Consider the following 21734-nt stretch of genomic DNA (forward strand, 5'->3'; position numbering starts at 1 on the left):
ACGGGGCCGCCTCAGCGGCCGGAGCCTCCGTCGGCGTTCGGACCGGTGTAGTCCTCGCCGTAGGCGCCCTTGGCGGGGCGGCGGCGGCGCATGGGCGGCTCGACGCCGTCCGCGAGGCGGCGGGCGGTGAGCAGGAATCCGGTGTGGCCGATCATCCGGTGGTCCGGGCGCACTGCCAGGCCTTCGACGTGCCAGTTGCGGATCATCGACTCCCAGGAGGTCGGCTCGTTGAAGCTGCCGATCTCGCGGATGGACTCGACGGTCCGGGCGAGCTGGGTGGTGGTCGCGACGTAGCAGCAGAGGATGCCGCCGGGGACCAGCGCCTTGGAGACGGCCTCCAGGCATTCCCAGGGGGCCAGCATGTCGAGGATGACGCGGTCGACGTCGGTGTCGGACAGGTTGTCCTGGAGGTCGCCGACGGTGAGCTGCCAGGCGGGGTGCGGGCCGCCGAAGTAGCGCTCCACGTTCTGCTGGGCGATCTCCGCGAAGTCCTCGCGGCGCTCGTAGCTGTGCAGCATGCCCTGGTCGCCGATGGCGCGCAGCAGGAAGCTGCTGAGCGAGCCGGAGCCGACGCCGGCTTCGACGACGCGTGCGCCGGGGAAGATGTCGGCGAAGGCGAGGATCTGCCCCGCGTCCTTCGGGTAGACGACGGCTGCCCCGCGGGGCATGGACAGGACGTAGTCGGGGAGCAGGGGGCGCAGCGCGAGGTAGGCGACGTTCCCGGTGGTGCGGACAACGCTGCCCTCGGGAGCGCCGATCAGTTCGTCGTGCGGGAAGGAACCCTTGTGGGTGTGGAAGTTCTTCCCGGCCTCGAGCGTGAACGTGTAGTGGCGGCCCTTGGGGTCGGTCAGCTGAACCTGGTCCCCGACCTTGAAGGGCCCGCGCCTGCGGGCGGCACCGGTCGGTTCGGACATGTGAACAGACTACCGGGGTTTGTGGAGGGCGCCGACCACTTGGAGTTCAGTTGGGGCGGGCCATGGCCTTGACGAAGGCGCGCTCGACGTCGGCGGCGGACAGGACGCCGTAGATCTCTCCTGTCTCCTCCACCACCAGGTACTCGGTGGCGGGGGTGGCGCGCAGGGTGTCCAGGAGGTCCTCGCCGGCGAGTTCCACGGAGACGCGCATGCCGTCGGTGAGGTCCTGGGCGAGGCCGCTGACGGCGACCCAGGGGCGGCGGTGTTCGGGGACGCCGACGATGGCGGCCTCGCGGACGAGGGAGAGGGGTTCGCCGTCTGCGTCGACGACGACGAGGGCGCGGGCGCCGGCTTCGTTGGCGCGGCGCAGGGCTTCCGACAGGGGGGTGTCGGTCTCGACCGGGACGGCGCGGCGGGTGAGGTTGCGGGCGCGTAGGTCGGGGAGGTGTTCGCGCAGGCGGGCCATGCGGAGGCTGTTGCCGGCGCCGGTCCAGATGATCGCGGCGAGGATGGCGGCGAGCAGGGCGTCCATCACGGTGTCCATGCCGACGTTGTCCTCGGCGTTGGAGCCGAGTGCCCCGGACTGGGTGAGCAGGGGGAGGCCGATGAGGACGGAGACGGCGAGGGCGCGGCCGACCCAGGCGGCGGCGATGGTGCCGCTCATGGGCTTGCCGGTGATCTTCCAGACGACCGCGCGGAGCATGCGGCCGCCGTCGAGGGGCAGGCCCGGCAGGAGGTTGAAGGCGGCCACGATGAGGTTGGAGATCATCAGGCCGGCCAGCAGGACGCCGGGGACGGTGCCGGGTTCCACGGGCTGCATGGCGAGGTAGAAGAGGCCGGCGAGGACGAGGGAGAGGAGTGGGCCGACGAAGGCCAGTACGAACTCCCGGCCCGGGGTCTCGGCTTCCTTCTCGATCTCGGAGACACCGCCGAAGAACTGGAGCTGGATGCGGCGTACGGGCAGCTTGAAGCGCAGGGCGGCGACGGTGTGGGCGAGTTCGTGCACGAGCACGGAGGCGTAGAAGGCGACCGCGAAGAAGAGCGACACGAGATAGCGGGCGGCCCCGAGCTCGGGCAGGACGCGGTCCAGCTGGCCGCCGAACACCCAGGTGATGAGGGCCGCGACGAGGAACCAGCTGGGCGCGACGTACACGGGCACGCCGAAGGGGCGTCCCATGAGGAGCCCGCCGCCGGGGTCTTTCTGGCGCCGGGGCGGGCGGCCCTTGGCCATGCCTGAGTGGGCGAGGGTGCGGTCGGGGTGGGTGTCCGTGGCGTCTGCGGGAGGGGCGGGGCGGTCCTCGGGTGCTGTTTCCGTGCCAGATCCGTCGGCGGCGGGGTGCTGCGACGGGGTGGCGTCGGTGGGGGGCCGCTCCTCCGTGTCCTGCGCGGTGTCCTCGCGTGAGGCGGGAGCCGTTGCGGCAGTCTTCTCCGTGGTCTCGCTGTCGTGCTTCGACGCGTCCGCGGAATCTTCCTCGGAACGGACGGCGGCAGCGGGGTCGGCGCCCTGCGCGGGGGCATCCACCTCGGGGTGTTCGGGGTCGGCAGTCGAGGCCGCAGGACCTGCGTGGTGCTGGGCCGGCTCGTCGTTGCCGGACCGCGGCTGTCCGCTCCCGCCGCTCTCGTCCACGGTGTCCCCTCGTTCGAAGCGTCTTCCGCGCCTGCCGGCGGAAGGGTCTCGGGACGATGGTATGCGGCGGTCGTCACACGTTCCGCCCCGGCACCCCCTCTGTTTTCTCTGTTGTCGCAGGGGTCTCGGCCGCGACTGGGTCACTGTCAGTGGTGGGCCGTAAGGTCTGGGGTCATGGAGACGAGCACAGAGGGCGCGGCCGAGACCCCCGGCGGCGGGATCGCGGAAGTGGATCCGCCGGTACCGGACGAGCAGGCGACGACGCGGGAGACGGCGGCCACGGCGGCCGTCGCCGAGGCGCGTGTCGCCATAGCGCCCGCGTCCCTGTCGCCCTCGCGTGCCAGTGACTTCATGCAGTGCCCGCTGCTGTACCGGTTCCGGGTGATCGACCGGCTGCCGGAGAAGCCCAGCGAGGCGGCGACGCGGGGCACTTTGGTGCACGCGGTCCTCGAGCGGCTCTTCGACGCCCCGGCGGCGGAGCGGACGCCGCCGCGGGCCAAGTCGCTCATCCCGGGTCAGTGGGACCGGCTGCGGGAGACCCGGCCGGAGGTCGTGGAGCTGTTCGCGGACGATCCGGAGGGCGAGCGGCTGGCGCGGTGGCTGGGTGAGGCCGAACAGCTCGTCGAGCGGTGGTTCGGGCTGGAGGACCCGACCCGGCTGGAGCCCGCCGAGCGCGAGCTGTTCGTGGAGGCCGTGCTGGACTCGGGGCTGAAGCTGCGCGGGATCATCGACCGGGTGGATGTGGCGCCGACGGGGGATGTCCGCATCGTCGACTACAAGACCGGCAAGGCGCCCAGGCCGGAGTACGCCGAAGGCGCCCTGTTCCAGATGAAGTTCTACGCCCTGGTGGTCTGGCGGCTGAAGAACGTGATCCCGCGCCGTCTCCAGCTCGTCTACCTCGGCAGCGGTGACGTCCTGACGTACGACCCGGTCCTCGCCGACCTGGAGCGTGTCGAGCGCAAGCTGCTCGCGCTGTGGGAGGCGATCCGGGAGGCGACGGAAACGGGCGACTGGCGGCCCCGCCCCACCAAGCTGTGCGGCTGGTGCGACCACCAGGCCCACTGCCCGGAGTTCGGCGGCACTCCCCCGCCGTATCCCCTGGCGGTGAGGGCGGCCGAGTCCGGCGACGACCAGCAGGGCAGAATGGGGCCGGACTAGCGAAGGAGACTCACGTGGCCATCCGCGTCCTACTGGTCGACGACCAGCCGCTGCTGCGCACCGGCTTCCGGATGATCCTGGAAGCCGAGCAGGACATCGCTGTGGTCGGCGAGGCCGGCGACGGGCTCCAGGCGCTCGACCAGGTGCGGGCCTTGCAGCCCGACGTGGTCCTGATGGACATCCGCATGCCGCGGATGGACGGTGTGGAGGCAACCCGGCAGATCACCGGCCCCGGGCGGGACGGCCCGGCGAAGGTGTTGGTACTGACCACTTTCGACCTCGACGAGTACGTGGTGGAGGCGTTGCGGGCGGGGGCCAGCGGCTTCCTGCTCAAGGATGCCCCGGCCAACGAGCTCGTGCAGGCGATCCGTGTGGTCGCCGCCGGTGAGGCGATGCTCGCGCCGAGCATCACGCGCCGGCTGCTCGACAAGTACGCCACGCATCTGCCCTCGGGCGACGACCCCGTCCCGGACACCCTGCACACGCTCACCGACCGTGAGGTCGAGGTGCTGAAACTGGTGGCGCGCGGGTTGTCCAACGCCGAGATCGCCGCGGACCTGTTCGTGAGCGAGACCACCGTGAAGACGCATGTGGGTCACGTCCTCACCAAGCTGGGGCTGCGCGACCGGGTGCAGGCGGCGGTGTACGCGTACGAGAGCGGTCTGGTGCGCCCCGGCGCGCAGTAGGACCACGTCGTACGACGGCCAAGGGCGCCCCTTCGTGAGAAGAGGCGCCCTTCGTCGTGTCCGGATGTCCGGCCTCAGCCCTTGCTGATCTCCCAGAAGCGGAAGACCGTCGAGGCGTCGAGGCAGTACTCCAGGCCGTAGACGTCCTCGCGGACGACCGCGTACTGCTTGGCCTGCCAGAGCGGGATGACCGGGAGCTCCTCGGCGACCAGGTCCTGGAGGCGGCCGTAGTCGTTGTCGGTCGCGGCGCGGTCGCTCTGGGCGGCCGTGCGCGGGATGAGGGTGCCGGTGATCGTGTTGTTGTCGTAGTTGTTGTCCAGCACGTTGCCCTTGCCGAAGAAGGGGGCCGTGAAGTTGTCGGGGTCCGGGTAGTCGGGCACCCAGCCCTTCACGTAGACGCCGTACTTGCCGGCGGCGATGTCCTTCTCGTACTGCTCGAAGTCGACGGACTTGACGTCGGCGTCGAACAGGCCGCTCTTGTTGAGCTGTCCGGCGATCGCCTTGAGCTCCTGGTCGGTGGCCGGGCCGTAGCGGGTGGGGGTCGACCAGAGGGTCAGTTTGACCTTGCCGGTGATGCCGTCGGCGTTCAGGGCCGCGGCGGCCTTGGTCTTGGACGGGTTGGCGCCGTAGGTGTCGAAGAAGGCCGTGTTGTGGCCCGCGATACCGGCCGGGATGATCGAGTACAGCGAGGTGGCGGTGCCCTGGTAGACCTCTGTCATGAGGGCGTCGCGGTCGAGCAGGTAGGCGATGGCCTTGCGTACTCCGAGCTGTCCGGCGACCGGGTCGTTCATGTTGAAGACCAGGTGCTGGACCTCGGCGCTGGTGCCGTCGACGAGCTCAACGTCCGCGTCGGTACCGGCGGCCTCGATGTCGGCGATGTCGTTCGCGCTGAGGCCTCGGTAGGCGATGTCGATCTTGTTGTCGATCAGGGACTGCTTGAGCTCGTCCTGGTCGCCGTGGAAGAACTTCAGGGTGACGCCGGAGTTCTGTACGTCGGCGGTGCCCTTGTAGTTCTCGTTGACGGAGAAGACGGCATCGTCGTCGCCGAACGAGTCCAGCTTGTAGGGGCCGGAGCCGACCGCCTCGCCGTCCTTGCGCAGCCCGTCGGCGTCGTACTGCCGGTGGTCGACGATGGAGCCGGCGCCGGAGGCGATCTTGCTCGGGAAGGTGGCGTCGGGCGTGTTCAGCTTGAAGACGACCGTCTTCTCGTCCGGCGTCTCGACCTTTTCGAGCATGGGGAACATGATCGCGGGACCGGCGTCGTCGTTGATCTTCAGCATGCGGTCGAAGGAGAACTTGACGTCCTCCGAGGTAAGCGAGTCACCGTTGCTGAACTGCAGGCCGTCCTTGAGCGTGCAGGTGTAGACCCTGGTCCCGGTGTCGCTGAACTCGCAGCTCTCCGCGGCCTCGGGCTCGGGCTCCGTGCCGCCCTTGGGGAAGCTCAGCAGCGACTGGAAGACGTTGTTGAACAACAGCCAGGATCCGGGGTCGTAGCCGGACGCGGGGTCGGTGGCCAGGACGTCGTCCGACATCCCCATCACCACGTTGGAGCCGTCGCTCCCCGAGCCCCCGTTCTCCGTACCGCAGCCGGTCAACAGGCCGGAGGCCAGTCCCGCCATCATCGGCAGGACCGGCCACTGGTTACGCATGTTCACTTACGGATGCCCTTGTCGTCGGTTGGCGAATCCCGGGGCCGTCGTCCGCGGCCCGGGCAGGGGGACGGATCAGCCGCTCACGCCGCGGCTGAGCTCCCACAGCTGAAGGGTCGAGGAGGAGTTGAGGACATAGGCGGTGCCCGTGACGTCGTCGCGAGCGGCGACGTACTGCTTGCCCTGCCACAGCGGCAGCACGGGGACGTCGTCGGCGACGATGTCCTGGATGTCCGTCAGGCTGCTGGTGGCGGACAGCCGGTCGGCCTCGCGGCGGGACTCCGGGATCAGAGTGTTGCGGATCTCGCTGTTGGCGTACGGCGAGCCGAGGAAGTTGTCCTTGTCGAGGAACGGCGCGAGGTAGTTGTCGGCGTCCGGGAAGTCGGGGAACCAGCCCATGCCGTAGACGTCGTACTCGCCCTTCTGCTCGGCGGGGCGGAAGGTCGCCCAGGGCGCTCCCTTGATGCTGACGTCGAACAGGCCGCTGTCGTTGAGCTGCTTCTGCAGCTGCTCGAACTCGTTCTTGGTGGCGGCGCCGTAGTGGTCGGTCGTGTAGTGCAGGGTCAGCTTGACCGGGGTGGTGATGCTCGCCTTTGTCAGCAGCGCCTGGGCCTTGGCCTTGCTCGGGTCGCCGTACTTGTTGAAGAACGAGTTGGAGTGGCCGGTGATGCTCGCCGGGACCAGCGAGTACAGCGGCTCGGCCTCGGAGCCGTAGACCTTGGAGACGAGTTCGCTGCGGTTGACGATCTGGGCCATCGCCTGGCGCACGGCCTTGGTCTTGACGGTCGCGGCGGTGGTGTTGAAGGCCAGGTACCGGATCTCCAGGCCGGGCATCTCGACGAGGTCGACGTCGTCGTCCGAGGAGGCGGAGAGCTTCTCGATCTGCTCGGGCGACATGGTGCGGGACATGACGTCGATGTCACCGTCGTTCAGGGCGGTACCCATGGCGTCGGCGTCCTCGAAGGAGCGCAGCTCGACCTTCTCGTTGTTCACCTTCAGCGTCCCCTTGTAATTAGGGTTCTTGGTGAACACGGCGTCGACGAGCTCGTCGTTCTTGACGTCGGCCGACATGGTGTACGGGCCGGAGCCGTCGACGTCGAAGCCGTCGCGCAGCTTGCCGCGCTGGTAGTCGTCGGGGTTGACGATGCCGGCGACGGGGGTCGACAGCTTGTACGGGAACGTGGCGTCGGCCGTCTTGAGGTGGAAGATCACCTCGCGGTCGCCCTTGGTCTCGACGGTGTCGACGGTGGACAGCAGGGCGAAGACACCGCTGTCGGCCTTGAGGGAACGGGCGCGGTCGATGGAGTACTTGACGTCCTCGGCCGTGATGGCGTCGCCGTTCGCGAACTTCAGGTCCTTGCGCAGGGTGCAGGCGTAACGCTCGTTGCCGGTGTCGGTGAAGCGGCAGCTCTCGGCGGCCTCGGGCACGGGTTCGCCGTCGCCGCGCGGCTGGATCATCAGGGTCTGCACGGTCTGGCGCAGGATGTTCCAGGTGCCGACGTCGTAGGCGTACGCCGGGTCGAGGGGCGCGGGGGCTTCCTGCGAGGCGGTGAACCGGTCCGTGGTGCCGACGACGATTCCGTCCCCGCCGCCACTGCCGCCGTCGGACCCACCGCACGCGGCGAGGACCGGCGCGAGCAGACCGATGACGGCCGGCAGCACCAAAGTCTTGCGGTTCATGCTCGAGTTTCTCCAGAGCTGTTGAGTCCGTGTACCCGGCATGCATGGGTGGTGCGGCGGATCACGGGGGGTTTCGTCGATGTTCTCGCGACGAGATTAGTCCGCACCTGCACGAGGGTTGACGGCCACCGGAGTTGAGCTGCCATCACGCAGCGAAACCGGGTGTGGACGCATTGAAAACCCGACAGGGGAAGGATTCGTGCAGGGTCCCATCAATCGGGACACAAGGGCACGCGCAAGACGCCCGAACCGGGCGTCGAAGCACACACCTCATCGAGTGTCGATCCCCCGTCGCGTGGGGAACGTCACATCACCAACGGTTTGTGCCCGTACCGGAATTCGGCCATCCATCGAGCTGGGAATTCCTTTGCGTGCGGACCCGGGAAATGCGGCCTCTATCGGCGCCGCACGCTGGGTGAACGCTCAGCGCATTTCCGTCATCAGACCGCGCAGAAATGCCAGGTCCACCTCCTCGAGCGAGGTCACGACAGTGCGCCGGGCGGCCGGGGCGATGGGTGCGACCGAGGGCACGGCCACGACGTGGCAGCCCGCGGCCTCGGCCGCCGCGATACCGGTCGCGGTGTCCTCCACGACCGCGCATCTGGCCGGATCCGCGCCGAGACCGGCGGCGGCGAAGAGATACGGGTCGGGGTGCGGCTTGGTCCGGGCCACCTCGTCCCCCGCCACGGTGAGCGCGAAGTTCTGGGGGCCGAGCGTGGTGAGCACCCGGTCGATGATGCGCCGGTGCGACGCGGAGACCAGGGCCGTGGGGATCTCGTACTCGGCGAGCTCGGCCAGCAGCCGGGCGGCGCCCGGCATCAGCGGCAGGGTGCGGCCGATGCGGTCCTCGAACCCCTGGTTGAGCAGCACCGACAGCTCGGCGAGAGTGATGTCGGCGCCGGTGGCCTCGATCAGGAACCCCGCGCTGCGGGTCATGGGGCCGCCGACCACCACATGGCGCCATGAGTCGTCGAGGGCGTGGCCGAGGCCGGCGAAGATCTCGACCTCGACGTCCCACCAGAACCCCTCGGTGTCGACGAGGGTGCCGTCCATGTCGAGGAGCACCGCCTGCAGGGCTGAGCCTTCGGCCGTACGGGTTACTGGCGCGGGGACCGTGCTGGTCATCCTGGCGCACCTCCTTGAGGGACGATCAGGCCGGCTCCCACGAAGGGAGCCGGCCTGCGGTGGACCGACCAGTGTACGTCGCGGTACGACGACATGCCTTGTTTAACCGGTGTGCCCAGGGGCACACCGGAGTCACGGTCGAGGGGCGCCTCAGCGTGCGTTGAAGTACTTGGCCTCGGGGTGATGGATCACGATCGCGTCCGTGGACTGCTCGGGGTGCAGCTGGAACTCCTCGGACAGCTGGACGCCGATGCGTTCGGGCTGGAGCAGGTCGGCGATCTTGGCGCGATCCTCGAGGTTCGGGCAGGCGCCGTAGCCGAGGGAGAAGCGGGCGCCCCGGTACTTCAGGGCGAACATGTCCTCGATGTCGCCCGGGTCCTCACCGGCGAAGCCCAGTTCCGAACGCACGCGTGCGTGCCAGTACTCGGCGAGCGCCTCGGCCAACTGGACGGACAGGCCGTGCAGTTCGAGGTAGTCGCGGTAGGAGTTCGCCTCGAACAGCTTGGCTGTCTCCTCGCCGATCCGGGAGCCGACGGTGACGACCTGGAGGCCGACGACGTCCGTGTCCCCCGACTCCTCGGGGCGGAAGTAGTCCGCCAGGCACAGTCGGCGGCCGCGGCGCTGGCGCGGGAAGGTGAAGCGGGTGCGCTCGTTGCCCTGGTCGTCGAGGATGATCAGGTCGTCGTCCTTGGACACGCACGGGAAGTAGCCGTAGACGACGGCAGCTTCGAGAAGGTTCTCCGTCTGGAGCTTGTCCAGCAGACCGCGCAGCCGCGGCCGGCCCTCGGTCTCGACGAGTTCCTCGTACGTCGGTCCGTCGCCCGCGCGGGCCTGCTTGAGGCCCCACTGGCCCTTGAAGAGGGCGCCCTCGTCGAGCCAGGTCGCGTACTCCTTGAGCTGGATGCCCTTGATGACGCGGGTGTCCCAGAACGGCGGGGTGGGCACGGGGTTGTCGACGGCGACGTCGGAACGGACGTGGCCCTCCTCGGGGCGCTCGTCGACCTCGACGGCGGCGGCCGCACGCACCCGGCGCTGCTTGAGCTCGGGCAGTTTCGCCCCGGGCACTCCCCGCTTGACGCCGATCAGGGCGTCCATGAGGCGCAGGCCTTCGAAGGCGTCGCGGGCGTAGCGGACTTCGCCCTCGTAGATCTCGTGCAGGTCCTGCTCGACATAGGCCCGGGTCAGGGCGGCTCCGCCGAGGATGACCGGGAAGTCGGCCGCCAGGCCACGCTGGTTGAGCTCCTCCAGGTTCTCCTTCATGATCACCGTGGACTTCACCAACAGCCCCGACATGCCGATCACATCGGCGCGGTGCTCCGCGGCGGCTTCCAGGATCGCGGAGACCGGCTGCTTGATGCCCAGGTTGACCACGTTGTAGCCGTTGTTGGACAGGATGATGTCGACGAGGTTCTTGCCGATGTCGTGCACATCGCCGCGCACCGTGGCCAGCACGATCGTGCCCTTGCCGTCGTCGTCCGTCTTCTCCATGTGCGGTTCGAGATAGGCGACGGCGGTCTTCATCACCTCGGCGGACTGAAGGACGAACGGCAGCTGCATCTGGCCCGAGCCGAACAGCTCGCCGACGACCTTCATGCCGTCCAGGAGGGTCTCGTTGACGATGTCCAGGGCCGAAGTAGTCTCCAGCGCCTGATCGAGGTCCGCTTCCAGGCCGTTCTTCTCACCGTCGATGATCCGGCGCTTGAGGCGCTCCTCCAGCGGCAGCGCGGCCAGCTCCTCGGCCTTGCCCGCCTTCAACGACTTGGCGGTGGCGCCCTCGAACAGCGCCATCAGCTTCTGCAACGGGTCATAGCCCTCGGCCCGCCGGTCGTAGACGAGGTCGAGGGCGGTCTGCACCTCTTCCTCGCTGAACCGGGCGATCGGCAGAATCTTCGAGGCGTGCACGATCGCCGAATCCAGACCCGCCTTCGTGCACTCGTCCAGGAAGACCGAGTTGAGCAGGATCCGGGCCGCCGGGTTCAGGCCGAAGGAGATGTTCGACAGACCCAGGGTGGTCTGCACATCCGGATGGCGGCGCTTGAGCTCGCGGATCGCCTCGATGGTGGCGATGCCGTCCTTGCGCGACTCCTCCTGACCGGTGCAGATGGTGAAGGTCAGGGTGTCGATGAGGATGTCCGACTCGTGGATGCCCCAGTTCCCGGTCAGGTCGTCGATGAGCCGCTCGGCGATGGCGACCTTGTGCTCCGGGGTGCGGGCCTGGCCCTCCTCGTCGATGGTCAGCGCGATCAGCGCGGCACCATGCTCCTGCGCCAGCTTGGTGACCTTCGCGAACCGGGACTCGGGGCCGTCGCCGTCCTCGTAGTTGACCGAGTTGATGACCGCACGGCCGCCGATCTTCTCCAGGCCCGCCCGGATGACGGGAACTTCGGTGGAGTCCAGCACGATCGGCAGCGTGGACGCGGTCGCGAACCGGCCGGCCAGCTCCTCCATGTCGGCGACACCGTCACGCCCGACGTAGTCCACGCACAGGTCCAGCATGTGCGCGCCCTCGCGGATCTGGTCCCGGGCCATCTCCACACAGTCGTCCCAGCGGCCCTCCAGCATGGCCTCACGGAACTTCTTCGACCCGTTCGCGTTCGTCCGCTCACCGATCGCCATGTACGACGTGTCCTGCCGGAACGGCACCGTCTGATACAGCGAAGCCGCACCCGGCTCGGGACGCGGGTTGCGCTCCGTGGGCGCGAGCTCGCGCACCCGCTCGACGACCTGGCGCAGATGCTCGGGGGTGGTGCCGCAGCAGCCGCCGATGAGGGACAGGCCGTATTCGCGGACGAAGTTCTCCTGCGCGTCGGCCAGTTCGGGCGCGGTCAGGGGGTAGTGGGCGCCGTTCTTGCCCAGCACCGGCAGACCGGCGTTGGGCATGCAGGACAGCTGGATGCGGGAGTGGCGGGCCAGATAGCGCAGGTGCTCGCTCATCTCGGCGGGCCCGGTCGCACAGTTCAGGCCGATCATGTCGATGCCGAGCGGCTCCAGCGCGGTCAGCGCGGCACCGATCTCCGAACCGAGCAGCATGGTGCCGGTCGTCTCCACCGTGACCGAGACGATCAGCGGGACGTCGTATCCGGCCGTCTCCATGGCCCGGCGGGCGGCGATGACCGAGGCCTTGGTCTGGAGCAGGTCCTGGGTGGTCTCCACCAGCAGCGCGTCGGCACCGCCGGCGAGCAGGCCCTCGGCGTTCTGCTGGTACGCGTCACGGATGGCACCGAAGGTGGTGTGGCCGAGCGTGGGCAGCTTGGTGCCCGGGCCGACCGAGCCGAGGACCCAGCGCCGGCGGCCGTCGCGGGCGGCGTACTCGTCGGCCGTCTCGCGGGCGATGCGCGCGCCGGCCTCGGACAGTTCGTGGACTCGCTCGGGGATGTCGTACTCGCCGAGGGCGGTCAGGTTGGCGCCGAAGGTGTTGGTCTCGACGCAGTCGACGCCCGCGTCGAAGTACTCGGCATGCACCGAGCGCACGATGTCGGGCCGGGTCACATTGAGGATCTCGTTGCAGCCCTCGAGCTGCTGAAAGTCCTCCATCGTGGGGTCCTGCGCCTGGAGCATCGTGCCCATCGCCCCGTCGGCGACCACCACACGGGTGGCGAGCGCCTCGCGGAGCGCGGACGCACGGGTCCGGCTGTCGGCGGAAGGGGTCGGTGGCAACGAGGCCATGAAAGGGCTCCCTGTGGGTGCGACGGCTGTCGGCTTTGCGTCCTGCCGCGGGGCTTCCCACAGCGGGCGCACGCCGTCAGGGTAGCCGGGACCCGACCCGAACGGTCAGAGCGTCCACGGGACGGACGAGGATGCCGGGCAGGTCATTCCCGGGATACGAGTGACGCGAGTGTGCATCACGAGTGACCTAAAGGTGTCGTACGACCATTGGCGGTTGGTCGGCATGGACTAGTAGTGTTCGACATTGCCGAACGGCGGCAGCGACGTCGCGGGTCGACGGCGAAGGGGACGGAGGCAGAACGGCGATGGCACGGAACATCCAGTCGCTCGAACGGGCGGCCGCGATGCTGCGCCTGCTCGCGGGCGGCGAGCGGCGGCTCGGCCTCTCGGACATCGCCTCGGCCCTGGGCCTCGCCAAGGGCACCGCGCACGGCATCCTGCGCACCCTGCAGCTGGAGGGGTTCGTCGAGCAGGACGAGGCGTCCGGGCGTTACCAGCTGGGCGCCGAGCTGCTGCGCCTGGGCACCACCTATCTCGATGTGCACGAGCTGCGGGCGCGCGCCCTGGTGTGGACCGACGATCTGGCCCGGTCCAGCGGCGAGAGCGTCTATCTGGGCGTCCTGCACCAGCAGGGCGTGCTGATCGTGCACCACGTCTTCCGGCCCGACGACAGCCGGCAGGTGCTGGAGATCGGGGCCATGCAGCCGCTGCACTCCACGGCGCTGGGCAAGGTGCTGTCGGCGTACGACCCGGTGGCGCACAGTGAGGCCATCGAGGCGGACCGCAAGACGTTCACCGACCGCACGGTGTCCGAGCTGGACGCCTTCGAGAACATCCTCGACATCACACGCGCGCGTGGCTACTCCGCGGACGTGGAGGAGACCTGGGAGGGCGTGGCCGGTGTGGCCGCCCCCATCCACGACCGGCGACGGATGCCGGTGGGCGCGGTCGGCATCACGGGGGCCGTGGAGCGGCTGTGCCGGGACGGCGAGCTGCGTCCCGAGGTGATCGCGGCGGTACGGGACTGTGCCCGCGCGGTGTCGCGGGACCTGGGCGCCGGGCGCTTCTAGAAGTCGGTAAGAGCACACCGGGACACCCTTACGGCGTTCCGGTCTTCGCCATACCCTGAAGCGGACATATCGGACGATGCCCTATAGCAGCCTCATATGAAGATCGATAGCTCACAGCAATCAATAACGATCGTGCTTTCGATAACAGAACCCTTGACGCACATGTAACGCCAGAGCGAGACTCCCGTCCATCGGTCGGCATTGTCGAACACCTACCGGCAATACGCGCTAGAGTGTGACAACGCCAAGGGCCGGCCCAGCTCTCACCCGAGAGCAGCTCGAACCTCCGGAGGGACCCGGGGTTCGGTCCCCTGGACGAAGGACAAAGGAGTCGCGGGTGTCCAGCTCCGACATCTTCATCGGCGAGACCATCGGTACCGCCGTACTCATCCTGCTCGGCGGCGGCGTCTGCGCCGCCGTCACGCTGAAGGCCTCCAAGGCCCGCAACGCGGGCTGGCTCGCCATCACCTTCGGGTGGGGTTTCGCCGTACTGACGGCCGTCTACACCTCCGCGCCGCTCTCCGGCGCGCACCTGAACCCGGCCGTCACCCTGGCGCTCGCGCTCAAGGACAACGGCATCGAGTGGAGCCAGGTCCCGACCTACTGGGGCGGGCAGCTCCTCGGCGCCATGATCGGTGCCACCCTGGTCTGGGTCGCCTACTACGGCCAGTTCCACGCGCACCTCACCGACAAGGAGATCGTCGGCGGTCCGGGCGCGCAGGCCACCAAGACCAAGGCGGTCGAAGCCCAGGAACAGGGCGCGGGTCCGGTCCTCGGCATCTTCTCCACCGGTCCGGAGATCCGGAACGTGGTGCAGAACCTGGCCACGGAGATCATCGGCACCATCGTGCTGGTGCTCGCCGTCCTCACGCAGGGCCTCAACGACGGCGGCAACGGCCTGGGCACCCTGGGCGCTCTCATCACCTCGCTGGTCGTCGTCTCGATCGGTCTGTCTCTCGGTGGCCCGACCGGCTACGCCATCAACCCGGCCCGTGACCTCGGTCCGCGTATCGTGCACGCCCTCCTGCCGCTGCCCAACAAGGGCGGCTCGGACTGGAGCTACGCGTGGATCCCGGTGGCCGGTCCGCTGATCGGCGGCGCGATCGCTGCGGGTATCTACAACGTCGCTTTTGCTTAGAAAACCCTCACAGCACGAGCCTCGCAGCACGCGGTACCCACAGCTTTCCGACCTAGGACCCTCCAGGAGCACACCGTGACCGACGCGCACACCGCCGGCCCCTTCATCGCCGCCATCGACCAGGGCACCACCTCCAGCCGCTGCATCGTCTTCGACCGCGACGGACGCATCGTCTCCGTCGACCAGAAGGAGCACGAGCAGATCTTCCCGAAGCCGGGCTGGGTCGAGCACAACGCCAACGAGATCTGGACCAACGTCGAGGAGGTCGTCGCCGGAGCCATCCAGAAGGCCGGCATCACCCGCGACGACATCAAGGCCATCGGCATCACCAACCAGCGTGAGACCACGCTGCTCTGGGACAAGAACACCGGTGAGCCCGTCCACAACGCCATCGTCTGGCAGGACACCCGCACCGACGCGCTCTGCAAGGAGCTCGGCCGCAACGTCGGCCAGGACCGCTTCCGCCGCGAGACGGGCCTCCCCCTCGCCTCGTACTTCGCCGGCCCGAAGGCCCGCTGGCTCCTCGACAACGTCGAGGGTCTGCGCGAGCGCGCCGAGAACGGCGACATCCTCTTCGGCACCATGGACAGCTGGGTCATCTGGAACCTGACCGGTGGTGTCAACGGCGGCAAGCACTACACCGACGTCACCAACGCCTCCCGCACCATGCTGATGAACCTCCACACGCTGGAGTGGGACGAGAAGATCGCCGAGTCCATCGGCGTGCCGCTCGCGATCCTCCCGGAGATCCGCTCCTCCGCCGAGGTCTACGGCGAGGTCGCCGGCGGCAAGCTGGGCGAGCTGCTCGGCGGCATCCCGGTCGCCTCGGCGCTCGGTGACCAGCAGGCGGCCCTGTTCGGCCAGACCTGTTTCGCCGAGGGCGAGGCCAAGTCGACGTACGGCACCGGCACCTTCCTGCTGATGAACACCGGCGAGAAGCCGGTCAACTCGTACAACGGCCTGCTCACCACGGTCGGCTACCGGATCGGCGACCAGAAGGCCGTCTACGCCCTCGAGGGCTCGATCGCCGTCACCGGTTCGCTGGTGCAGTGGATGCGCGACCAGATGGGCCTGATCTCCACCGCCGCCGAGATCGAGACGCTCGCGCTCTCGGTCGAGGACAACGGCGGCGCCTACTTCGTGCCGGCCTTCTCCGGTCTGTTCGCCCCGTACTGGCGCTCCGACGCCCGCGGTGTGATCGCCGGCCTGACCCGGTACGTCACCAAGGCGCACCTCGCGCGCGCCGTCCTGGAGGCCACGGCCTGGCAGACCCGTGAGATCACCGACGCCATGACGAAGGACTCCGGTGTCGAGCTCGCGGCCGTCAAGGTCGACGGCGGTATGACCTCCAACAACCTGCTGATGCAGACCCTCGCCGACTTCGTGGACGCCCCGGTGGTCCGCCCGATGGTCGCCGAGACGACCTGCCTCGGTGCCGCCTACGCCGCCGGTCTCGCCGTCGGCTTCTGGACCAGCACCGACGACCTGCGTGCCAACTGGCGCCGGGCCGCCGAGTGGACCCCCAACATGGCCGCGGAGAAGCGCGACCGCGAGTACAAGAGCTGGCTCAAGGCCGTCGAGCGGACGATGGGCTGGCTTGAGGACGAAGAGAGCTGACGAGAGCCACTCGTAGGCTCAGCACGCTCTGATGAGGAGTAAGAACCCGAAATGACCAGTCAGACCACCCTGCAGTCCGTGCCTGCCCTCGGTACGCGCCCGGCCTCCGGCTCCAACCCGAGCCGCGCCGAGACCCGGGAGCAGCTCTCCAAGGCGTCGTACGACCTTCTCGTGATCGGCGGCGGCATCCTGGGCATCTCCACTGCCTGGCACGCCGCGCAGTCCGGCCTGCGGGTGGCCCTGGTCGACGCCGGCGACTTCGCCGGTGCCACCTCTTCCGCCTCCTCCAAGCTTCTCCACGGCGGTCTGCGCTATCTGCAGACCGGCGCGGTGAGGCTGGTGGCGGAGAACCACTTCGAGCGCCGTGCGGTCTCCCGTCAGGTGGCTCCCCACCTGGCGAACCCGCTCACGTTCTACCTCCCCGTGTACAAGGGCGGGCCGCACGGCGCCGCGAAGCTCGGGGCGGGCGTCTTCGCCTACTCCGCGCTCTCCGCGTTCGGTGACGGCGTCGGCCACCTCCTCTCGCCGGCCAAGGCGGCGCAGGACGTGCCCGAGCTGCGCACCGACAATCTCAAGGCCGTCGCCGTGTACGGCGACGACCAGATGAACGACGCGCGCATGGCGCTGATGACGGTCCGCGCGGCCGTCGAGGCGGGCGCGGTGGTCCTGAACCACGCCGAGGTGACCGGCCTGAGGTTCACCAAGGGCCGGGTCACGGGCGCCGAGCTGCGCGACCGCCAGTCCGGCGACGAGTTCGGGGTCAGCGCCCGTCTCGTCCTCAACGCGACCGGCCCGTGGGTCGACCACCTGCGCAAGCTGGAGGACCCGAACGCGGCCCCGTCGATCCGTCTGTCCAAGGGCGCGCACCTGGTCCTGAAGCGGACGGCGCCGTGGAAGGCCGCGCTGGCCACCCCGATCGACAAGTACCGCATCACCTTCGCCCTCCCCTGGGAGGACATGCTGCTGCTCGGCACCACGGACGAGGAGTTCGAGGGCGACCCGGCGGACGTCTCGGTCACCGAGAAGGACACGGCCCAGATACTCGACGAGGCCGCGTTCTCCATCCGGGACCAGCAGCTCGACCGTGACCTCATCACGTACGCCTTCGCGGGTCTGCGCGTGCTGCCGGGTGGCCCCGGCAGCACCGCGAAGGCCAAGCGGGAGACGGTGGTGACCGAGGGCAAGGGCGGCATGCTGTCCGTCGCGGGCGGCAAGTGGACGACCTTCCGGCACATCGGCCGTACGGTCATGCAGAAGCTGGAGGCGCTGCCGGGCCACCCGCTGGGCGACGACTTCGAGCCGATCTCCTCGCTGCCGAAGAAGCTGCCGCTGCCGGGTGTCGCCAACCCGCGCGCGGTCGCGCACCGGCTGCTGGTCGACAACCCGGCGCCGGGTCCGCGCATGGCGGCGGACACCGCGAAGCACCTGGCCACGCACTACGGTTCGCTGGCCTTCGACATCGCCCGGCTGGCGAACGACGACCCGGAGCTGGCCCAGCGCGTCCACCCGGACGCCCCGGAGATCTGGGCGCAGGTCGTCTACGCCCGGGACAACGAGTGGGCCGAGACGACGGACGACGTGCTGCGCCGCCGTACGACGCTGACGATCCGCGGCCTGGCCACGGACGACGTCCGCGCCAAGGTCCAGGACCTGCTCGACAAGAAGTAGACCTCGGGCCGGCCCCTCCCTGACCTGGCCGGCACCACCGAGAAACGGCCCCTCTCCCCTATGGGGGCCGGTACGCGAAAGGGGCGACTCCGCGCCGACGGAGCCGCCCCTTTCGTGTGCCCGCGTTGTCAGTGGCGGGTGTTCTCATGGGCGTATGAACATGGAACAGGCCGCCTCTGAGGATCTCGACGCGCTCCGGAAGGCGTTCGGCGTGGACGACGCCGGTGCGTCGGCGCTCGGGTGGGAGGCGGTACGTGCCTTCGAGGCGGAGCACGGGATCGTGCTGCCGGAGCCGTACCGGACGTTCGTGGCGGAGATATCGGACGGGTCGTTCCAGGGACCGCCGGAGTACGGGCTGGTGGGGCTGGCCGAGCTGCCGTCCGACTGGGGCGGCGACGGTGCGGAGCGGAGCCTGGCCGAGCCGTTCCCGCTGACGGAGCCGTGGCTCTGGGAGGAGGACGAGGGGTCCTACGAGGACCCCGAGGCCGTCACCGACCAGGTCTTCAACCACGGTTCGATCGTGCTCGGGACGGACGGGTGCGCGATGAACTGGCACCTCGTCGTCACCGGCCCGCACCGAGGGCACATCTGGCACGTCACGGACGTCGGCGCCATGCCCTTCGGCGCGGAGTTCGGTTTCACGATCTCCGCGCCCGGCTTCGCGGGCTGGGTGGGGCACTGGGCTGCCGGCAAGGAGTGGTTCGACGCCGAGTCAGCCGAGTGAGGCCACGACGTCGCGCACGGCCTGCGGTGACGTCAGCTCCTCGCGCCGCACGACGAGTTCGCGGCCCAGCAGCAGTGCCCGGCGGGACGCCGGTACCGGGTCAGGAAGAGTCGTCAGGTCGGTCAGGTGGGCGAAGCCGATGATCCGGCGGATGATCTCCGTACCGGCGTAGCCCACGGAGTCGGTCCAGACCCGGCGCAGGAAGCGGTCCAGATAGGCGTCGTCGAAGAAGGTGTCGATGCGGGTCTGCCACAGCCGACGGAACTCCGTCTCGAACGCCTCCCAGGACAGGCGGAGTTGGTCGGGGTGGTCCGACAGCGTGCCCAGCGCGCGGGCTCGTTCCTCCGACACCAGTGTGTTGGCCCAGTACAGGCCGAGGTCGTAGCCGATCGGGCCGACGAAGGAGAACTTGGGGTCGAAGGCCCGTACGACGGGGGCGCCTTCGCGTTCGCCGACCATGATGCTGCCGGTGTGCAGGTCGCCGTGGAGCAGGGCCTGGGCGCTGGTCATGAAGGTGTGGCGGAGGTCGGCGACCTCCGTGCGCAGCCCGGTGTCGGCGCGGAACTCCCTCGCCAGGTCGTCCAGGCCCTAGTGCCAGTGGTTGTGCTCGTGCTCGATGTACGGCTCCGACAGGACCACGTCCTCCGTGATCTTGCAGAGCTCGGGGCTGGCCGAGGCCGCGATCAGCGCCTTGCGGTCGGCCGACGCCATGCCGAAGTCACTGGTCGCGAAGGAGAACTGGGCGATGAACTCGCCGGTCCTCGCCGAGATGTGCGGACCGTAGGAGGCGCCTTCGTTCAGCAGGGTCCGCAGCACCTCCAGGTCCGACATGTCCTCCATGACGAGGGCGTAGTTCTCGGGGTCGTAGCCGTGGATCGTGGGGATCTTGTCCGGGGCGACCCGGGCGACCTGCTCGTAGGCCCGTGCCTCGGCGTCGGCTCGGTCCGGGTTCATCGGCCAGGAGGGGCCGGCGACGCGGACCCAGGGCAGGGCCTGCTTGAGGGCGAGGCTGCGGGTGCCGTCGGCGTTCGACGCCAGGAACGCCCGGTTCATGTTGCCGTCCGAGACCTCGCGGACCTGCGGATCGGCCGCCTCGTTCCAGTGGCCCCGCTCACGCAGGTACGCGGGGATGTCGTCGGTCTCCAGGATGCGGTAGCCCATGGTCGGTGAACTCCCCTATGCGGTGCGGCGCTTGGACAGGGCGAGGATGAGGACCGCGCCCTCGACGACGTCCTGCGTGCAGTACGGCAGGCCCTTGATGGTCAGGCCGGTCGTGATGATGCCGATCAGCACCGCGCCGAGGGCCGTGCCCCAGACGTTCGGGCGGCCGCGGCCGCGGCCGAGGACCGAGGTGCCGACCAGCGCGACCGCCACCGCCTCCAGCAACTGGGACGTTCCGGCGCTCACATCGCCCTGGCCGATGCGGGACGCCAGGATCAGGCCGCCGATCGAGGCGAGGACGCCGGAGATGACGTAGGCGAGGGAGCGGTACGCGCCGACGCGGATGCCGGCCAGGCGGGAGGCCTCGGGGTTGGCGCCGATGGCGTACAGGACGCGGCCCCAGCGGGTGCGGGCCAGGAAGACCCAGGCGGCGATCGTCAGGCCGCCGAAGACGAGGACCGAGATGGGGATGCCGAGGACCGTGCCCGGTCGATCTTCAGGAAGCCCTCGGTGAACTTGCCGGGTGCCGTGGAACCGTCGTCCAGGGTCATGCCCGGGGTGATCGACTGGCCGTCGACCAGGATGAGCTTGGTGCCCTGGATGACGAACATCGTGCCGAGCGTGGCCAGCATGTCGGGGATCTTCAGCACCACGATGAGGAGCGCGTTCAGCAGACCTGCCACCGCGCCCGCCGCGATGATCGCGACCGAGCCGACCTGATTGTGGACGACCATCGTCTGCGCGGCGACGGAGACGCCCAGTCCGGCCACCGCGCCGACGGACATGTCCATTCCGCCGACGGCCATGGTGAGGGTGACGCCGAGGCCGAGGCCGAGGATGGCGGCGACGGAGACGTACCGCAGGGTGTCGAGGAGGGTGGCCGACTCACGGAAGGAGCCCTCGCTCAGCGCGAAGTAGAGGAAGAGCGCGACCGTCACGAAGATGTCGACGCTCGCGTACGCGGCGCACTCGGCGGACGTGCGGGACACCGTCGTCGACGGGCGGGTCCTCCTGCGGGACCGGGTGCTGACGACGCTGGACGAGCGTACGGTGATCGCCGATCTGGAAGACCTTGTCTGAGCGGGCCGTTTGGCACCCCGATCGGCAGGTCGGCCCCCATAATGGCGTAAGACATCGGATGTCTTTGCGGACGTGCGGGAACCACAGGGAGGCCGGCCATGGCAGTCACCGACGAGGCGATCGAGAAGATCAAGGGCATGATCGTCTCGGGCGCCCTGCGCCCCGGCGACCGACTCCCCAAGGAGAGCGAGCTCGCCTCCGAGCTCGGGCTGTCCCGCAACTCCCTGCGGGAGGCCGTGCGGGCCCTGTCGCTGATCCGGATCCTGGACGTGCGACAGGGTGACGGCACGTATGTGACGAGCCTGGACCCCCAGCTTCTCCTGGAGGCGCTGAGTTTCGTCGTCGACTTCCACCGCGACGACACGGTCCTGGAGTTCCTGGCCGTCCGCCGCATCCTGGAGCCGGCCGCGACCTCGATGGCGGCGCTGAGGATCAGTGAGCAGCAACTGAACGCCCTGTCGGCCCAGTTGGACAAACTGGGCTCCACCCCCTCGGTGGAGGAACTGGTCGCCTGCGACCTCGACTTCCATCGCGGCATCGTGCAGAGCTCCGGCAACTCGGTCCTCTGCTCCCTCCTCGACGGCCTGTCGGGCCCCACGACCCGGGCGAGGATCTGGCGAGGCCTGACCCAGGAGGACGCGGTCAGCCGCACGCTGCACGAGCACCGCATGATCCTCGCCGCGCTACGGGATCGTGACGCGGAGGCGGCGCGGTCGTGGGCGACGGTGCACATCGCGAGCGTGGAGCAGTGGCTGCGGGCCTCGCTGTGAA

16 protein-coding genes and 2 pseudogenes are annotated in these 21734 nt (G+C 69.2%); 9 read left to right on the forward strand and 9 right to left on the reverse strand.

Features of this window, described 5'->3' with window-relative positions; genetic code table 11:
* Positions 1–11 precede the first annotated feature (11 nt).
* Positions 12–914 carry a tRNA (adenine-N1)-methyltransferase gene (locus tag OHU89_RS11695; RefSeq protein WP_046261810.1) on the reverse strand — a complete coding sequence of 301 codons (903 nt, stop codon included), beginning with the start codon at positions 912–914 and terminating at the stop codon, positions 12–14.
* A gap of 46 nt (positions 915–960) precedes the next feature.
* Positions 961–2541 (reverse strand): site-2 protease family protein, encoded by a 1581-nt coding sequence (locus tag OHU89_RS11700; RefSeq protein ID WP_405642191.1) that lies wholly within the window; start codon positions 2539–2541, stop codon positions 961–963.
* A gap of 174 nt (positions 2542–2715) precedes the next feature.
* On the opposite strand from OHU89_RS11700, the gene OHU89_RS11705 reads away from it, so the two are divergent.
* Together OHU89_RS11705 and OHU89_RS11710 are read left to right on the forward strand one after the other, a co-directional pair.
* Entirely contained in the window at positions 2716–3699 is a 984-nt protein-coding gene (locus OHU89_RS11705) for a RecB family exonuclease (protein ID WP_405642193.1), read from the forward strand.
* A gap of 14 nt (positions 3700–3713) precedes the next feature.
* Positions 3714–4385, forward strand: a complete 672-nt coding sequence (locus OHU89_RS11710; RefSeq protein WP_046263744.1) for a response regulator transcription factor — start codon at positions 3714–3716, stop codon at positions 4383–4385.
* Between the two features lie 74 nt (positions 4386–4459).
* On the opposite strand, the gene OHU89_RS11715 is transcribed toward OHU89_RS11710, so the two are convergent.
* The 4 genes from OHU89_RS11715 to metH form a co-directional block, all read right to left on the reverse strand.
* Entirely contained in the window at positions 4460–6040 is a 1581-nt protein-coding gene (locus tag OHU89_RS11715; protein ID WP_405642195.1) for an ABC transporter substrate-binding protein, read from the reverse strand.
* A 69-nt stretch (positions 6041–6109) separates the two neighbouring features.
* Positions 6110–7714, reverse strand: a complete 1605-nt coding sequence (locus tag OHU89_RS11720; protein WP_405642197.1) for an ABC transporter substrate-binding protein — start codon at positions 7712–7714, stop codon at positions 6110–6112.
* A 423-nt stretch (positions 7715–8137) separates the two neighbouring features.
* Positions 8138–8839: an HAD family phosphatase gene (locus tag OHU89_RS11725; protein WP_266894690.1), complete on the reverse strand. Its 702-nt coding sequence runs from the start codon at positions 8837–8839 to the stop codon at positions 8138–8140.
* Positions 8840–8989: 150 nt separating this feature from the next.
* Complete coding sequence (gene metH / locus OHU89_RS11730; RefSeq protein ID WP_405642199.1) at positions 8990–12505, reverse strand: methionine synthase; 3516 nt, start codon at positions 12503–12505, stop codon at positions 8990–8992.
* Positions 12506–12810: 305 nt separating this feature from the next.
* Here metH and OHU89_RS11735 point away from each other — a divergent pair, with 305 nt between their 5' ends.
* From OHU89_RS11735 to OHU89_RS11755, 5 genes are all read left to right on the forward strand, one after another.
* A complete protein-coding gene (locus tag OHU89_RS11735; RefSeq protein ID WP_266894686.1) occupies positions 12811–13575 on the forward strand; it encodes an IclR family transcriptional regulator in 765 nt (254 codons plus the stop codon).
* Between the two features lie 337 nt (positions 13576–13912).
* On the forward strand, positions 13913–14713 hold the full coding sequence (locus OHU89_RS11740; RefSeq protein WP_405642202.1) for an MIP/aquaporin family protein: 801 nt from the start codon (positions 13913–13915) through the stop codon (positions 14711–14713).
* Positions 14714–14788: 75 nt separating this feature from the next.
* Positions 14789–16330, forward strand: coding sequence for a glycerol kinase GlpK (gene glpK / locus OHU89_RS11745; protein WP_405642204.1), 1542 nt, complete (start codon positions 14789–14791; stop codon positions 16328–16330).
* A 51-nt stretch (positions 16331–16381) separates the two neighbouring features.
* Positions 16382–17998, forward strand: a complete 1617-nt coding sequence (locus OHU89_RS11750) for an FAD-dependent oxidoreductase (protein WP_405642205.1) — start codon at positions 16382–16384, stop codon at positions 17996–17998.
* Positions 17999–18152: 154 nt separating this feature from the next.
* On the forward strand, positions 18153–18722 hold the full coding sequence (locus OHU89_RS11755; protein WP_405642207.1) for an SMI1/KNR4 family protein: 570 nt from the start codon (positions 18153–18155) through the stop codon (positions 18720–18722).
* Here OHU89_RS11755 and mtnK read toward each other — a convergent pair.
* From mtnK to OHU89_RS11770, 3 genes and pseudogenes are all read right to left on the reverse strand, one after another.
* Positions 18711–19883: pseudogene (gene mtnK, locus OHU89_RS11760) on the reverse strand (S-methyl-5-thioribose kinase). The gene OHU89_RS11755 and the pseudogene mtnK overlap by 12 nt on opposite strands.
* A 15-nt stretch (positions 19884–19898) precedes the next feature.
* Positions 19899–20354 (reverse strand): ABC transporter permease, encoded by a 456-nt coding sequence (locus OHU89_RS11765; protein WP_405654435.1) that lies wholly within the window; start codon positions 20352–20354, stop codon positions 19899–19901.
* On the reverse strand, positions 20321–20821 hold the full coding sequence (locus OHU89_RS11770) for an ABC transporter permease subunit (RefSeq protein ID WP_405642209.1): 501 nt from the start codon (positions 20819–20821) through the stop codon (positions 20321–20323). Before OHU89_RS11770 ends, OHU89_RS11765 begins: the two co-directional genes overlap by 34 nt.
* A gap of 7 nt (positions 20822–20828) precedes the next feature.
* Between OHU89_RS11770 and OHU89_RS11775 the strand changes: the two are divergent.
* Together OHU89_RS11775 and OHU89_RS11780 are read left to right on the forward strand one after the other, a co-directional pair.
* Positions 20829–20963: pseudogene (locus OHU89_RS11775) on the forward strand (amidohydrolase); the annotation flags it as partial.
* Positions 20964–21061: 98 nt separating this feature from the next.
* Positions 21062–21733, forward strand: coding sequence for a FadR/GntR family transcriptional regulator (locus OHU89_RS11780; RefSeq protein WP_405642211.1), 672 nt, complete (start codon positions 21062–21064; stop codon positions 21731–21733).
* Position 21734 lies beyond the last annotated feature (1 nt).

Origin of the sequence: Streptomyces sp. NBC_00019, assembly GCF_045041015.1 — a bacterium.
Classification (GTDB): domain Bacteria; phylum Actinomycetota; class Actinomycetes; order Streptomycetales; family Streptomycetaceae; genus Streptomyces.

Coding starts and splice junctions, on each gene's coding strand:
- OHU89_RS11695 (WP_046261810.1), bottom strand. CDS start 914: ATGTCCGAACCGACCGGTGCCGCCCGCAGGCGCGGGCCCTTCAAGGTC.
- OHU89_RS11705 (WP_405642193.1), top strand. CDS start 2,716: ATGGAGACGAGCACAGAGGGCGCGGCCGAGACCCCCGGCGGCGGGATC.
- OHU89_RS11720 (WP_405642197.1), bottom strand. CDS start 7,714: ATGAACCGCAAGACTTTGGTGCTGCCGGCCGTCATCGGTCTGCTCGCG.
- OHU89_RS11725 (WP_266894690.1), bottom strand. CDS start 8,839: ATGACCAGCACGGTCCCCGCGCCAGTAACCCGTACGGCCGAAGGCTCA.
- metH (WP_405642199.1), bottom strand. CDS start 12,505: ATGGCCTCGTTGCCACCGACCCCTTCCGCCGACAGCCGGACCCGTGCG.
- OHU89_RS11735 (WP_266894686.1), top strand. CDS start 12,811: ATGGCACGGAACATCCAGTCGCTCGAACGGGCGGCCGCGATGCTGCGC.
- OHU89_RS11750 (WP_405642205.1), top strand. CDS start 16,382: ATGACCAGTCAGACCACCCTGCAGTCCGTGCCTGCCCTCGGTACGCGC.
- OHU89_RS11755 (WP_405642207.1), top strand. CDS start 18,153: ATGAACATGGAACAGGCCGCCTCTGAGGATCTCGACGCGCTCCGGAAG.
- OHU89_RS11780 (WP_405642211.1), top strand. CDS start 21,062: ATGGCAGTCACCGACGAGGCGATCGAGAAGATCAAGGGCATGATCGTC.